At 65.0% G+C, this 14,802-nt stretch carries 8 protein-coding genes; 3 read left to right on the top strand and 5 right to left on the bottom strand.

Annotated elements, in window-relative coordinates; genetic code table 11:
• Positions 1-128 precede the first annotated feature (128 nt).
• The 5 genes from ACFOMF_RS11550 to glnE all read right to left on the bottom strand — a co-directional run bounded on the left by ACFOMF_RS11550 (position 129) and on the right by glnE (position 7,285).
• Positions 129-1,250, bottom strand: coding sequence for a glycosyltransferase family 4 protein (locus tag ACFOMF_RS11550; protein ID WP_386364933.1), 1,122 nt, complete (start codon positions 1,248-1,250; stop codon positions 129-131).
• The gene (waaC, locus tag ACFOMF_RS11545; RefSeq protein ID WP_386364931.1) at positions 1,250-2,251 is read right to left on the bottom strand and encodes a lipopolysaccharide heptosyltransferase I; all 1,002 of its coding nucleotides are present in this window, start codon (positions 2,249-2,251) and stop codon (positions 1,250-1,252) included. The genes ACFOMF_RS11550 and waaC overlap by 1 nt, the downstream gene beginning before the upstream one ends.
• Positions 2,252-3,286: a lipopolysaccharide heptosyltransferase II gene (gene waaF / locus ACFOMF_RS11540; protein WP_386364930.1), complete on the bottom strand. Its 1,035-nt coding sequence runs from the start codon at positions 3,284-3,286 to the stop codon at positions 2,252-2,254.
• Between the two features lie 84 nt (positions 3,287-3,370).
• Positions 3,371-4,294 carry a branched-chain-amino-acid transaminase gene (gene ilvE / locus ACFOMF_RS11535; protein WP_386364928.1) on the bottom strand — a complete coding sequence of 308 codons (924 nt, stop codon included), beginning with the start codon at positions 4,292-4,294 and terminating at the stop codon, positions 3,371-3,373.
• Between the two features lie 48 nt (positions 4,295-4,342).
• Positions 4,343-7,285, bottom strand: coding sequence for a bifunctional [glutamate--ammonia ligase]-adenylyl-L-tyrosine phosphorylase/[glutamate--ammonia-ligase] adenylyltransferase (gene glnE, locus ACFOMF_RS11530; protein ID WP_386364926.1), 2,943 nt, complete (start codon positions 7,283-7,285; stop codon positions 4,343-4,345).
• A 256-nt stretch (positions 7,286-7,541) separates the two neighbouring features.
• On the opposite strand from glnE, the gene aceE reads away from it, so the two are divergent.
• The 3 genes from aceE to ACFOMF_RS11515 all read left to right on the top strand — a co-directional run bounded on the left by aceE (position 7,542) and on the right by ACFOMF_RS11515 (position 14,775).
• On the top strand, positions 7,542-10,190 hold the full coding sequence (aceE, locus tag ACFOMF_RS11525; protein WP_386364924.1) for a pyruvate dehydrogenase (acetyl-transferring), homodimeric type: 2,649 nt from the start codon (positions 7,542-7,544) through the stop codon (positions 10,188-10,190).
• An 11-nt stretch (positions 10,191-10,201) separates the two neighbouring features.
• Complete coding sequence (gene aceF / locus ACFOMF_RS11520; protein ID WP_386364922.1) at positions 10,202-11,869, top strand: dihydrolipoyllysine-residue acetyltransferase; 1,668 nt, start codon at positions 10,202-10,204, stop codon at positions 11,867-11,869.
• 239 nt (positions 11,870-12,108) lie between these two features.
• Positions 12,109-14,775: a putative bifunctional diguanylate cyclase/phosphodiesterase gene (locus ACFOMF_RS11515; RefSeq protein WP_386365820.1), complete on the top strand. Its 2,667-nt coding sequence runs from the start codon at positions 12,109-12,111 to the stop codon at positions 14,773-14,775.
• Positions 14,776-14,802 lie beyond the last annotated feature (27 nt).

Below are 14,802 nucleotides of genomic sequence, written 5' to 3'. Positions count from 1 at the left end.
GCGTAATCCGACAACGGAGGTAATGGCCAGGCGCATGGGCGTCGGGTTACGCCTGCGGCTAACCCGACCTACAAGAGCAGTGCAGGTCGGATTAGCGAAGCGTAATCCGACGGCAGCAGCTGCCGGCCTCATGCCCCCTCCCCCAGGATCACGTCAGCCGCGCGCTCGGGCATGGAGTACAAATCGGCGCTCTCGGCATAGGCCAGCCCGCTGTGCGACCAGGCGGCACGTGCGCCGTCATCGGCAAGCATCTCGGCCAGCATCCGGTCCAGGGTCTCCTGGCGGAACGGGCTGGGCACCACCCGGCCGCACGGGGCCTCATCGATGTAATGCGCGTAGCCGCAGACCTCGCTGGTGAGCACCGGCAGCCCCGCCACCAGGGCTTCCAGCAGCACGGTCCCGGTGTTCTCGTTGTAGGCCGGATGAATCAGCAGGTCCGCCCCCAGCAGAAAGCGCGGCACATCGCTGCGACCCCTGAGGATCTCGACCCGATCGCCGATGCCCAGCGAGCGGATCTGCAGCAAGAAGGGCTTGGGGTCGTCCTGGCCGATGACGATCAATCGGGTACGCTTCTTCAACTCCCGCGGCAGCGCGGCGATGGCCTTCAGCGTGCGATCCAGTCCTTTGGTCTTGAAGCCTGAGCCGATCTGCACGACCAGGAGGTCATCGTCGGCGAGGCCGAATTCGCGGCGAAACTCGCTACGAATGTCCGCCGCGTTGTCCGGGGCCCGCCGGTCGAGGGCGATGCCTGGCGGCAACAGGTGAAAGCGCTCGGCGGGGGTCGCGTAGTGCTTGACGAACAGGGGCTGCTGGACTTCGGAGATCATCAGGACGTCGGTGCCGGCTTCCGGCGCGAACACCGCCCGCTCGTAGGCGGCGAAATGCTTGTAGCGCCCCCACTTGCGGTACAGCGGGTGCCGCAGGGTCTGGGCCTTGTCCTCGAAGCAGGGGTCGGCGGCGTAGTAAACGTCCAGCCCCGGCATCTTGTTGAAGCCCACCACCCGATCCACCGGCCGTTCGGCCAGATCGGCCTCGACCCAGGCAGTGAAGCGCTCGTTGCGGGTGTGGTTGAAGATGGCCTTGACCGGCGCGATCAGCACCTCGAAGCCATCCGGCACCTCGCCTTCCCAGATCATCGCGTAGACGCGGATAGCGTGCCCGCGACGCTGGCACTCCTGGGCGATGCGCATGAAGTCGCGCTGCAGCCCGCCGAACGGGAAGTACTTGTAGAGAACGAAGGCCAGCTGCATCAGGGCAGATCCGGTGCGCGCAGCAGCAGCTTGAGCTCACCGGCCACCTGCTCGGCCAGGAGAGTCTCGAAACACGGCTTCTGGCGATCGCCGGAGCCCGCGTTGGGGCCGCTGGCGCACAGGTGGACCTGCGAGCGTCCATAGGCACCGACCCGCGTCGGCACTGTCGGGCCGTACAGCGACACCGTGGGCACATCCAGCGCGGCGGCCAGATGCCCGAGGCCGGTATCTACCGCGACACAGGCTCGGGCGCTGGCGATGACCTTGGCGATGCCGGCGAGGCTCAGCCTGGGCAGCACCGAGACCAGCTCCAGACCTTCGGCGACGCGCTCGGCGCGGGCTCTCTCCTCGTCGCTGCTCCAGGGCAGGCGGATCGGCCAGCCAAAGGCGCACATGCGCTCGGCGAGGTCGCGCCATTGCGCTTCCGGCCAGTGCTTGCTGGGCCAGGTGGTTCCATGCAGGAACAAGAGGTAAGGCTCGCTTTCGCGATCGGCCAGTTGCTCGCGATCCAGGCCGTAGTCGCCCAGCTCGGCGGACGGCTGGTAACCCAGTGCCTGACCGAACAATTGGCGTACCCGCTCGATGGCGTGCTGCTCGCGGGAGACGAAATAGGTCTGGTCATAGAAGCGGCAGGCCAGCGGCTCGCGCACCGAATCTCGGTTGAACCCGGCCACTGGCGCGCGGCCGTAACGGGTCAGCCAGGCGCTCTTGAGCAGGCCCTGGGCATCGATCACCAGATCATAGTGGCTATCCTGGAGGCGCTCGCGAAAGCGTTTCCACTCATCCGAAAAGAGGCTTCTGAGGGGCTGCTTGCGCCAACGCCGGATGGCCACCGGCAGCACGTTGGCCACCGCCGGATGCCAGGCGGGAATCTCCGCGAAGCCTTCCTCGACTACCCAGTCGAAGCGAATGTCCGGCAGCGCCCGCAGGGCGTCGGTAAGTGCCGGCAGGGTATGAATCACATCGCCCAGGGACGACGTCTTGATCAGCAGTACTCTCAATCAGCGAACCTCAATCGTTTGCGGCAACAGGCGATCCAGGGCCATGGACACCTGTTCGGGCCGAAGGTCGCGCAAACAATTGTAGTGACCGAAGCGGCAGGTGCGGTCGAAACAGGGGCTGCAGTCCAGGCCCAGCCGGACCACTTCGACCTGCTCGGCCAGCGGCGGGGTAAAGCCGGGCGAGGTGGAGCCATAGACCGCCACCAGGGGTCGGCCAAGCGCGGCGGCCACATGCATCAGCCCTGAATCGTTGGAAACCACCGCATCGGCGCAGGACAACAGGTCGATCGCCTCGGCCAGGCTGGTTTCTCCCGCCAGGTTGTAGCTTTCCTCGCGCAGGCCGGGAATCAGCCGCTCGCGGATCTGCTCGCCGACCGGATGATCGCTCTTGGAGCCGAACAACCAGACCTGCCAGCCGTCGCGAATGCGCTGCTCGGCAACTTCGGCATAATGCTCGGCCGGCCAGCGCTTGGCCTCGCCGAATTCGGCACCCGGGCAGAGCGCCAGCACCGGCCGGTCCAGGGCCAGACCAAAGCGCGCCAGGGTGGCCTCGCGACCGGCCGGCTCGACCACCAGATTCGGCCGGGGATAGGGTTTGGCCAGCACCGCGCCGGGCTCGTAGGCGAGCGCCATGAAGCGCTCGATCATCAATGGATAGCGCGTCTTGCTCAGCAGACGGATGTCGTTTAGCAGCACGTAGCGCATCTCGCCGCGCCAGCCGGTGCGTGTGGGAATGCCTGCGAGAAACGGCACCAGGGCCGACTTCAGCGAATTGGGTAGCACGATGGCCTGGTCGTAGCGGCCACGCAGGTCGCTGGCGATCCGGCGCCGGGTATCCAGGTCGAGCACGCCATGGCCCACCGGAAAACCAATGGCCTCGCGCACCTCGGGCATCCGCTCGAGGATCGGCCGACTCCAGTCCGGCGCCAGTACGTCGATTGCACAGCCAGGATGGCGCTGTTTGAGGCAGACGAACAGGGTCTGCGCCATCACCATGTCGCCTACCCAGCTGGGACCTACGATAAGAATCTTCATAAAGGCAGCTTCATGCTGCAAGCCTCAAGCTGCAAGCAAAAGCAGCTCGGGACCGCTTGCAGCTTGCAGCCTGTGGCTCGCAGCTTACCTGACCAGGGTCCGCCATTCGGGATGCGAGTCCGTCTTGCCGGTCACGAGGTCGAAGTAGGCCTTCTGCAGCTTCTCGGTCACAGGTCCACGGCGGCCGGGCCCGATCAGGCGGCCGTCGACTTCACGGATCGGGGTCACTTCAGCGGCAGTGCCGGTGAAGAAGGCCTCGTCCGAAATGTAGACTTCATCGCGGGTGATGCGTTTCTCGACCACCTTGATTCCGTGCTCGGCCGCCAGGGTAAGCACTGTGTCGCGGGTGATGCCGTTGAGGCAGGAGGTGACTTCCGGGGTGTAGATCACGCCGTTCTTCACCAGGAAGATGTTCTCGCCCGAGCCCTCGGCCACGTAGCCTTCCGGATCGAGCATCAGCGCCTCGTCGGCACCGCCCGAAATGGCTTCCTGCAGCGCCAGCATCGAGTTGATGTAGGCACCGTTGGACTTGGCACGGGTCATGCTGATGTTGACGTGGTGCCGGGTAAAGGAGCTGGTGCGGACCTTGATGCCCAGCTCCAGCGCTTCGTCGCCCATGTAGGCGCCCCAGTGCCAGGCGGCGACGATCACGTGGACCTTCAGCCCGCTGGCGCGCAGGCCCATGCCTTCGGATCCGTAGAACACCATGGGGCGGATGTAGGCGCTTTCCAGGTCGTTCTCGCGAACGGCGGCGCGGGTGGCCTCGTTGATCTCCTCGCGGGTGAACGGCATCTTCATGTTCATGATGTGCGCCGAATCGAACAGGCGATCGGTGTGCGCCTGCAGGCGGAAGATCGCCGTCCCGGCCGGGGTGTTGTAGGCACGCACCCCTTCGAACACACCCATGCCGTAATGCAGGGTGTGGGTCAGCACATGGGTGGTCGCGTCGCGCCACTGCACCAGTTCACCGTCATACCAGATGACGCCATCGCGGTCGGCCATCGACATTTTCTTGCCCGCTCCTCAAAAATTCTCTTTGTCAGGTTAGCGCCGGGGCTAGCAGAGCCCCAGCTTGCGCCAGATGCGCATGACCGCCTGACGCTCGTCGTGGAATTGGTCCCCGCTCACCACCCCGGGCTGTTTCTGCAGCGATAGCCTGTGGGCAGCGGCCCGGTAGGCCTTGTAGGCCTCCTGCAGCAACCGCACCTCTTCGCCGGGAAGTAGCCCGACCTGTTCGAGGCCGTCGAGGATGCGGATGTTGTCGGTGTAGCGCAGTAGCTCCGGATGCTGGTGCGACCACGCGAGAGCCGCGTATTGCACCATAAATTCGATATCGACGATACCACCGGCATCGTGCTTCAGGTTGAACGGGACGTCCGCGCTGAAGGCGTTGGCGCCCATGCCCGCCGCCGTGATCCGGGTACCCAGATTGTCGCGCATCTTGGCGCGCATCTCGCACACTTCCCGGCGCAACTTGCCGTTGTCGTGCGGGTGGCGCAGCACCGCATCGCGGACCTGCTTGAAGTCCTCTCCCAGTCGGGCACAGCCAGCCAGCATCCGGGCACGGACCAGCGCCTGATGCTCCCAGGTCCAGGCCTTCTCGTTCTGGTACTCGCGGTAGGCGCTGAGCGAGGTGACCAGCAGCCCGGAGGCCCCGGAAGGCCGCAGGCGCATGTCCACTTCGTAGAGCTGCCCGGAAGTGGTGTGGGTGGTCAGCAGGTGGATGATGCGCTGACCCAGCCGCATGAAGAACTGGGCGCCGTCGATCGCCTTGGGACCGTCGGTTTCAGCGACCGGATCGCCATCGTGGATGAACACCAGGTCAAGGTCCGAGCCATGCCCGAGCTCGATGCCACCGACCTTGCCGTAGCCAACGATGATGAAGGCATTGTCGCACAGGCTGCCGTCGCGATGACGAGGCCGACCGTAGCGCGCCACCACGTTGCGCCAGGCCAGCGACAGCACCTGGCCGAGAATCGCTTCGGCCAGCCTGGTGAGGTAGTCGCTGACCTTCATCAGCGGCAGGGTTCCGACGATTTCCGAAGCAGCCACCCGCAGGCTGTGCGCCAGCTTGAAGTGCCGCAAGGCTTCCATCTGCTGCTCGAGGTCGTCTTCGGGGATGCGCATCAGGCGCTCGTTCAATTCGGCGAACAGCTCCGGCGCTTCCGGCGGGTTGTACAGCTTGCCCTCGTTCAACAGCTCATCGAGCAGTAGCGGGTAACGAGCGATCTGCTCGGCGATCCAGGGGCTGCCACCGCACAGCGTCAACAACCGCTGCAGCGCGCCCGGGTTCTCGGTCAGCAGCACCAGATAGGCCGAGCGGCGGGCCACCGCCTCGACCAGCGGCAACACCCGCTCGAGCACCAGATCCGGGTCTGACTGCTCCACCAGCAGCGCCAGCAGGCGCGGCGCAAAGGTGTCCAGGCGCTCGCGCCCCAGGCGCTGCATGCTGCGCACATGGCTGCCGTTGCGCAGTCCCTGGAGCCGCTCGCAGGCCTTGCGGGCATCACGGAAACCGGCCTCGGCCAGCTCCCGGCACGCCGTCTCGTCGTCCAGCTCGCCCTGCCACAGCGGCAGCCAGCCGGCAGTCTGCTCCTGTTCCGGCGCCTGGGCAGCGTCGTCGGGATCGGCGATGACCTGCTGGAAATGCCAGTCGATCCGGCCGCGCCAATAGCCCAGTTGCTGCATGAAAGCGCCCCAGTCGGGATAGCCCATCATGAAGGCGACACGCTGACGATCGAGCTCGCCATCGGGCAGCATCTGCGTCTGGCGGTCGGCGATGGCCTGCAGCGCGTGCTCGACGTAACGCAGAAAGCGGTAACCGGCGGCCAGCTCGGCCACTGCCTGGGCCGGGATATAGCCCTGCCCTTCCAGCGTCGTCAGTACGCCCAGCAACGGCCGCTGCTGCAGGCTGAGGTCGCGTCCGCCATGGATGAGCTGGAAGGCCTGGGCGATGAATTCCACCTCGCGGATACCGCCGGCGCCGAGCTTGATGTTCTCCGACATCCCCTTGCGCCGCACCTCCTGCTGGATTAGCTGCTTCATGTTGCGCAGCGCCTCGATGGCGGAAAAATCCAGGTAGCGCCGATAGACGAAGGGCCGCAGCATCTCCAGCAAGACCCGCCCCGCCTCCGGATCGCCGCCGACCACCCGTGCCTTGATCATCGCGTAGCGTTCCCAGTCGCGCCCCTGATCCTGGTAGTACTGCTCCAGCGCATTGAAGCTGAACACCAAGGGCCCGGACGAGCCGTAAGGACGCAGGCGCATGTCCACCCTGAACACGAAACCGTCCGGGGTCACCGCGTCCAGCGCCTTGATCAGCTTCTGGCCGAGCCGGATGAAGAATTCCTGGTTATCCAGCGAGCGCCGCGCTCCTTCGGTTTCTCCACCCTCGGGGTAGCCGAAGATGAGGTCGATGTCCGAGGAGAGATTCAGCTCGTGGGCGCCGAGCTTGCCCATGCCGAGCACCACCATGTGCTGCGCCTCGCCGCTGCGCCGCCCGATCGGTGTGCCGTACTGCTGGCACAGGCGTGGGTAGAGCCAGCCATAGGTCAGGTCGATGCAGCAGTCGGCCAGGTCGGTGAGGTCCCGACAGGTTTCCGCCAGGTCAGCCTGGCGACTGAGGTCGCGCCAGACGATGCGCAGCTGATGACGGTTACGAAAACGCCGCAACGCCTGCGCCAGTCCGTCCTCGTCAGCGCAGGCATCGAGCGCCTGGCGCAGCGCCTCGCGCAGCTCGCCAGGGACCAGGCTGCGCTCGAGCAACCCCTGCTCGGCAAGCGCCAACACCATCCGGGGATCTCGGCTAACCTGATCCAGAGCGAAATCGCTGGCGGCACAGACCCGCGCAAAGCTTTCCCGCCGCGCCGACGGCCAGGCCTCGAAGCGAGCCTGCAAGGTCTCCGTCGGACCAGCCGCATCGGCAAGGAACACCTCTTCGGCACGGCTGACAAAAGGCAGTAGCGCCGTCGGCAAGTCGATCAGCGAAGGCAGGGTCATCGGATCATCCTCGATTGGCCGCTCTGCGGCGGTCTGAAGGGGCTGGGACAGGACCCCGAGCATTGAAAGCCGGCGCCATCGTGTAGTTTCACTACGGAGGAGGTGGCGAGAGGGCTGAAATCAGCCGAGTTTTGTAGTAAAACTACAGAGCTGGTCACACGCCGGCATTTCGCCAAGAACATATCCGCACGGCTCACAAAGCCGCACGCGAATCCAGGCTTTCGATTCTGTAAGCCTTTCTGCCCTGGAGCAAGCCATGCAAGACCTCGATCCCGTCGAAACCCAGGAATGGCTGGACGCCCTCGAATCCGTCCTCGACCGTGAAGGTGAGGACCGCGCTCATTACCTGCTGACCCGCATGAGTGAACTGGCGACCCGTAGCGGTACGCCGCTGCCTTATGGGATTACCACGCCCTACCGCAACACCATCCCCGTGACTCACGAGGCACGGATGCCCGGCGACCTGTTCATGGAGCGACGCATTCGCTCGCTGGTCCGCTGGAACGCCTTGGCAATGGTGATGCGCGCGAACATGCAGGACCCGGACCTGGGTGGGCATATCTCCACCTTCGCCTCCAGCGCCACCCTGTACGACATCGGCTTCAACTACTTCTTCCAGGCGCCAACCGAAGAGCATGGCGGCGACCTGATCTACTACCAGGGCCACGCCTCGCCCGGCATCTACGCCCGCGCCTTCCTTGAAGGCCGGCTGACCGAAGAGCAGATGAACAACTTCCGCCAGGAAGTGGACGGCAAGGGTCTCTCGTCCTATCCGCACCCCTACCTGATGCCGGACTTCTGGCAGTTCCCCACCGTCTCCATGGGCCTTGGTCCGATCCAGGCGATCTACCAGGCACGCTTCATGAAGTACCTGGAGAACCGCGGCTTCATCCCTGCCGGCAAGCAGCGGGTGTGGTGCTTCATCGGCGACGGCGAGTGCGACGAGCCGGAAACCCTCGGCGCGATTTCCCTGGCCGGCCGCGAGAACCTCGACAACCTGGTGTTCGTCATCAACTGCAACCTTCAGCGCCTCGACGGCCCGGTCCGCGGCAACAGCAAGATCATCCAGGAACTGGAAGGCGTGTTCAAAGGCGCCAACTGGAACGTCAACAAGGTGATCTGGGGCCGCCTGTGGGATTCGCTGTTCGCCATAGACGATGACGGCCGCATGCAGCGCCGCATGGACGAGGCCATCGACGGCGAATACCAGAACTACAAGGCCAAGGACGGCGCCTATGTGCGCAAGCACTTCTTCGGCAAGGACCCCGAGCTGCTAAAGCGCGTGGAAGACCTGTCCGACGAAGAGATCTGGAAGCTCAACCGCGGCGGCCATGACCCCTACAAGGTCTATGCGGCCTATCACCAGGCGGTCAATCACAAGGGCCAGCCGACGGTCATCCTGGCACACACCATCAAGGGCTACGGCACCGGAGCGGGTGAGGCGAAGAATACCGCGCACAACACCAAGAAGGTCGATATCGACAGCCTCAAGCTGTTCCGCGACCGTTTCAACATCCCGCTCAACGACTCCGAGCTGGGTGAGCTGCCGTTCTACCGTCCGGCCGAAGACAGCGCCGAGATGAAATACCTTCGCAAGTGCCGGGACAAACTCGGCGGCTCGCTGCCTCAGCGTCGCAGCAAGAGCATCAGCATCCCGACGCCGCCGCTGGAGACCCTCAAGGCCGTGCTCGACGGCTCCGGTGATCGTGAGATCTCCACCACCATGGCCTTCGGCCGCATCCTCGGTTCGCTGGTCAAGGACAAGGACCTGGGCAAGCGCATCGTCCCGATCCTGGCAGACGAGGCGCGCACCTTCGGCATGGAGGGCATGTTCCGCCAGCTGGGGATCTATTCCCCGGTGGGTCAGCTGTACGAGCCGGTCGACCGTGACCAGGTGATGTACTACCGCGAGGCGAAAGACGGCCAGATCCTCCAGGAGGGGCTCAACGAGGCCGGTGCCATGTCCAGCTGGATCGCCGCGGGCACCGCCTACAGCAACTACAACACCCCGATGCTGCCGGTCTACATCTTCTATTCGATGTTCGGCTTCCAGCGTATCGGCGACCTGGCCTGGGCGGCCGGAGACAGCCAGGCGCGCGGCTTCCTGCTGGGCGGCACCTCCGGGCGCACCACCCTCAACGGCGAGGGTCTGCAGCACGAGGACGGCCACAGCCACATCCTCGCCAGCACCATTCCCAACGTGCGCAGCTACGACCCGACCTACGCCTACGAGCTGGCGGTGATCATGCGTCAGGGCATCCTCGAGATGATGGAGCAGCAGAAGAGCGTCTACTACTACATCACCGTGATGAACGAGAACTACCAGCAGCCGGCCATGCCCGAGGGTGTCGAGGAAGGCATCATCAAGGGCATGTACCTGCTGGAGGAAGACAAGCGCGACGCCGCCCATCATGTGCAGCTGCTCGGCTGCGGCTCCATCCTGCGCGAAGTGCGCGAAGCGGCGAAGATCCTCCGCGAGGACTACAACATCGCCGCGGATATCTGGAGCGTGCCCAGCTTCAACGAGCTGCGCCGCGATGGCCTGGCGGTGGACCGCTGGAACCGTCTGCATCCGGGCGAAAAGCCACGCAAGAGCTACGTGGAGCAGTGTCTGTCAGGCCGCCAGGGCCCGGTGATCGCCTCCACCGACTACATGAAGTTGTTTGCCGACCAGATCCGCCAGTGGGTCCCGGTCCGCGAGTACAAGGTGCTCGGCACCGACGGCTTCGGCCGCAGCGACACCCGCCGCAAGCTGCGCCACTTCTTCGAGGTGGATCGTCAATGGGTGGTGCTTGCCGCGCTGGAAGCGCTCGTCGACCGCGGCGACATCGAAGCCAGGGTGCTGGGTGAAGCCATCACCCGTTTCGGCATCGACCCTGACAAGACCAACCCCCTGGACTGCTGAGGAGACGCACCATGAGCGAAATGATACGCGTACCCGATATCGGCAGCGGCGAGGGCGAGGTCATCGAGATCTTCGTCAAGGTCGGCGACACCCTGGCCGCAGACCAGAGCATCCTGACCCTCGAATCGGACAAGGCCAGCATGGAGATCCCGGCCCCCAAGGCCGGCGTGGTGAAGAGCCTCAAGGTCAAGCTTGGCGACCGCCTGAAGGAAGGCGACGAACTGCTCGAACTCGAGATCGAGGGCGACGAGGCCGCTGCGCCGTCGGCGGCCGAGCCGTCCGGCGCAGCCAGTGGCGGGCCCGCCGACGAGGTCGAAGCGCCCACTCCGCCCGGCGACACCAACCCCTCGGCCTCGGCCGAAGAGGAACAGCCGCAAGGCGGTGAGTCGCAGGAGATTCGCATCCCGGATATCGGCTCCTCGGGCGAGGCCAACGTCATCGAGATCTCGGTCAAGCCTGGCGACAGCATCGACGCCGAACAGTCGCTGATCACCCTCGAGTCCGACAAGGCCAGCATGGAGATTCCCGCGCCCAGGGCCGGTGTGGTGGAGAAGGTGGCGCTCAAGGTTGGCGACAAGGCCAGCACTGGCGACCTGATCCTAACCCTCAAGGTCAGCGGCAGCGCCCCGGCCCCCGCGCCGCAGGCCCCGGCCGAGGCGCCGGCCGAGGCGCCGCAGCAGCAGGTCGCGCCGAACAAGCAGGGCGTCAGCGAGAGCAAGGCAGCCCCGGCTCAGCCCCCGGCCGCCGCGCCCCGCGGTGACGGCCGCAAGGTGCATGCCGGACCGGCTGTACGCATGACCGCGAGGGAGTTTGGCGTCGACCTCGCCGATGTCCAGGGCACCGGCCCCAAGGGCCGTATCCTCAAGGAAGACGTGCAGGCGCACGTACAGGCGATGATGAAGCAGGCCAAGGCGGCCCCTGCCTCCGGTGCCAGCGGCGGTGCCGGCATCCCGCCGGTGCCGGAGGTGGACTTCAGCAAGTTCGGCGAAGTCGAAGAGGTCAAGATGACCCGCCTGATGCAGGTCGGCGCCGCCAATCTGCACCGCAGCTGGCTCAACGTGCCCCACGTGACCCAGTTCGATTCGGCCGACATCACCGAGATGGAAGCCTTCCGCGTGGCGCAGAAGGCCGTTGCCGAAAAGGCCGGGGTCAAGCTGACCGTGCTGCCGATCCTGCTCAAGGCCTGCGCGCACCTGCTCAGGGAAATGCCGGACTTCAACAGCTCGCTGGCTCCCGGCGGCCAGGCGCTGATCCGCAAGAAGTACGTGCACCTGGGCTTTGCCGTGGATACCCCGGAGGGCCTGCTGGTCCCGGTGATTCGCGACGTCGACAAGAAAAGCCTGCTGCAGCTGGCAGCCGAGGCAGCGGAGCTGGCCGACAAGGCACGCAACAAGAAGCTGTCGGGCGACGCCATGCAGGGTGCCTGCTTTACCATCTCCAGCCTCGGACATATCGGCGGCACCGGCTTTACGCCGATCGTCAATGCCCCTGAAGTGGCCATCCTCGGAGTATCCAAGGCCACGATGCAGCCGGTCTGGGACGGCAAGGCCTTCGCGCCACGCCTGATGCTGCCCCTGTCACTGTCCTATGATCACCGAGTGATCAACGGAGCGGCGGCGGCGCGCTTCACCAAACGGCTCGGAGAGCTGCTGGAGGACATCCGCACCCTCCTGCTCTGATAGAGCACTGGATCAACCCCGCTTTGGCGGGGTTTTCCTTGCCCGACGGGCTGACCGCGACAACCGCTTCGATCCCCTTCGCCAGGCTTTTCCGGCATCCGCCCCGAAAGCGGAAAAATGATGGTCATCAGTTATTTGCGCCGCTTGTCAGGGTTTGGCTCATGAGGCAACCTTGGCCGCCGATATACGGAACTCAAGGCACCGGACCTTTCGGGAAAACCGTGGAAAGCAACCACTCGATCAAAGCCCATCCCGACTCCATCGCCGTGAAGGTGGCCGAGGTCGCGCCCCATGAGCCCGTTCCGTCCCGGCTCGGCATGCTGCGCTTCGAGCGGCTGAACGATGCCAGCTGGGCCATGCTTTTCCTCGACCCCGAATGCGAGTCCCAGCTGGGATTGCCGGCCAGCGAGCTCTGCTCGCTCACAGGCTTCGTCTTTGCCAGCCTGATGGAACCGGCCGCCCGCTATGACCTGCATGACGAGATCCAGGCGCAGCTGGCCGCCTCGGCCTGCTATCGCATCCGCTATCGGCTGCATGGCACGGCTGGGATCATGGACATCGTCGAGGCCGGCGAGCAGATCCTGCAATACGGCCGTTCCATGCTGCACGGATACCTGATGGTCTGTGCGCGCGAGCCGGAACACTCGATCGCCAGTGCCGGTCTGCAACAGACCACCGTCGCCTTCGAGCTGCCGCACCTGCAAGACGACTACCTGCGCCACCTCAGCCGCTCCCGTGCGCAGCAGAACCTGATCGCCCGACTCGCGCGTCATCGCTACGGTGAGGATCCGCTGCGCGAGGCCGCCGCGCTGATCACCGAAGCCGCCAGCGAAGCCTATGCCGTCGCCTATGCCAGCATCTGGCTTATCGAAGACTGGAAGTTCCATGCGGTGAATCACCACCGCCGCGACGGCGAAATCGACGGCGGGCCTGACAGCTTCGACGGTGCTGACTGCCCCGGCTATGTGCGGGCCTTGCAGGATTCGCGAGTGGTCGAGGTCCGCGACGTGCACAATGACCCGCGCACCCGCGAGTTCACCGCCGGCCTGCAGATGCGCAATGTCGGCGCCACCCTCGAAGCCGGCATCCGCAACGGCGGCGAGCTGGTCGGCGTGCTGCGTCTGGAGCACATCGGCACGCCGCGCGACTGGCACATCGATGAAATCGCCTTTGCCGGCGAGCTGGCCGACCACTTCGCCCAGGTCATGGCCAACCGGCAGCGCAGCGACGCCACCCACTCGCTGCACCTGTTCCAGCGCGCCGTGGAGCAGACCTCCAGCGCCTTTCTACTGGTCGACCGCGACGGGCGCATCGAGTACGCCAATCCGAGCTTCACCAGCATCACCCAGTACAGCCCCGACGAGGTCCAGGGCTGCAATCTGAGCGAACTGCCCGCATTGGAGAGCCTTGGCGACATCCTTCGCGAGGCAGGCTCCACCCTGGCTCGCAACAGCAACTGGCAGGGCGAGTTTCACGGACGACGCAAGAACCACGATCCCTACTGGGGGCGGCTTTCGATCTCCAAGGTATTCGATGAAAACGACCGGCTCTCGCACTTCATCGTCATCTACGAGGACATCACCGAAAACAAGCTGGCCCAGCAGCGCATCGAGCGCTTGTCCTACACCGACAACCTCACCGGGCTGGTCAACCGCACCTGCTTCATCCATAACCTCGAGCAGCGTTTCGCCGAGACGACCGAGCCCAGGCTACTGCTCCTGCTCGTGGACATCGACAACTTCAAGCGCATCAACGACAGTCTCGGCCACCGCATCGGCGACAAGCTGCTGGCCAAGCTGGCCCGACGGCTGAGCAACTGCCTGGACATGCAGGGCGTGGTCGCCCGCTTCGCCAGCAACGAATTCGCCGTACTGCTCGACGACCTGGACCCCGAAGGCAGCCTGCATCTGGCCCAGCACGTCCTGCGCACCCTGGACAAGCCGCTGTACATCGAGAACCACCTGATCAGTGTCAGCGGCTCGGTGGGCCTCGCCTGCGCGCCCCACCACGGTCCCGACCCGCAGACCCTGATGAAGCACGCCGGCCTCGCCCTGCACAAAGCCAAGGCCAACGGCAAGAACCAGGTGCAGGTCTTCACCGAGGCGTTGAACGCCGAAGCCGATTTCAAGCTCTTCCTGGAAAACAGCCTGCGCCGGGCGCTGGCCCAGGACGAGCTGGAAGTCTTCTACCAGCCCAAGATCTGCCTGCGCAGCGGTCGGCTGCTGGGGCTCGAAGCCCTGCTGCGCTGGAACCATCCGGAAAAGGGCAGGATCCGCCCGGACGAGTTCATTGGCGTAGCCGAGGAGACCGGGCTGATCATCCCGATCGGCAAATGGGCTGCCCGCCAGGCCTGTCGCATGGCGCGCGCGCTGATGAGCCATGACCTCGGCGAGTTGCAGATGGCGATCAACCTTTCGCCTCGCCAGTTCGCCGACCCCAGCCTGGTCAGCTCGCTTGCCGACATCCTCCATGAAGAAGGCCTGCCCCCTGCGCTGCTGGAGATCGAGCTCACCGAAAGCCTTCTGCTCGACGCCACCGAAACCACACGACAGCAGCTCAACGAGCTCAAGGCCATGGGCCTGAGCCTGGCGATGGACGACTTCGGCACGGGCTACTCGTCGCTGAGCTACCTGAAAAAATTCCCCATCGACGTGATCAAGATCGATCGCAGCTTCATCAAGGACATTCCCGGTAACCAGGACGACATGGAGATCACCTCGGCGGTGATCGCCATGGCCCGCAACCTCAAGCTCCGGGTGGTCGCCGAAGGTATAGAGACAAGCCAGCAGCTGGTCTTTCTGCGCAAGCACCGCTGCGATATCGGCCAGGGCTACCTGTTCGACAAGCCTATTCCCAGCGGCGAGCTGATCGAAGGGCTGCGCCGGTATCAGCGTGCCGGGCGATAGCAGGGAGGCTGGAACCGTATCTGCCCG

The organism is Stutzerimonas tarimensis (genome assembly GCF_042648805.1).
Lineage (GTDB): Bacteria > Pseudomonadota > Gammaproteobacteria > Pseudomonadales > Pseudomonadaceae > Azomonas > Azomonas tarimensis.
The sequence above is the reverse complement of the archived record's forward strand: the minus strand, read 5'-3'. Positions and strand labels throughout refer to the sequence as shown.

Bases quoted from the DNA above. Each gene is read 5' to 3' on its own strand.
- waaF (WP_386364930.1), bottom strand. From the start codon at position 3,286: ATGAAGATTCTTATCGTAGGTCCCAGCTGGGTAGGCGACATGGTGATG.
- aceF (WP_386364922.1), top strand. From the start codon at position 10,202: ATGAGCGAAATGATACGCGTACCCGATATCGGCAGCGGCGAGGGCGAG.
- glnE (WP_386364926.1), bottom strand. From the start codon at position 7,285: ATGACCCTGCCTTCGCTGATCGACTTGCCGACGGCGCTACTGCCTTTT.
- ACFOMF_RS11550 (WP_386364933.1), bottom strand. From the start codon at position 1,250: ATGCAGCTGGCCTTCGTTCTCTACAAGTACTTCCCGTTCGGCGGGCTG.
- aceE (WP_386364924.1), top strand. From the start codon at position 7,542: ATGCAAGACCTCGATCCCGTCGAAACCCAGGAATGGCTGGACGCCCTC.
- ilvE (WP_386364928.1), bottom strand. From the start codon at position 4,294: ATGTCGATGGCCGACCGCGATGGCGTCATCTGGTATGACGGTGAACTG.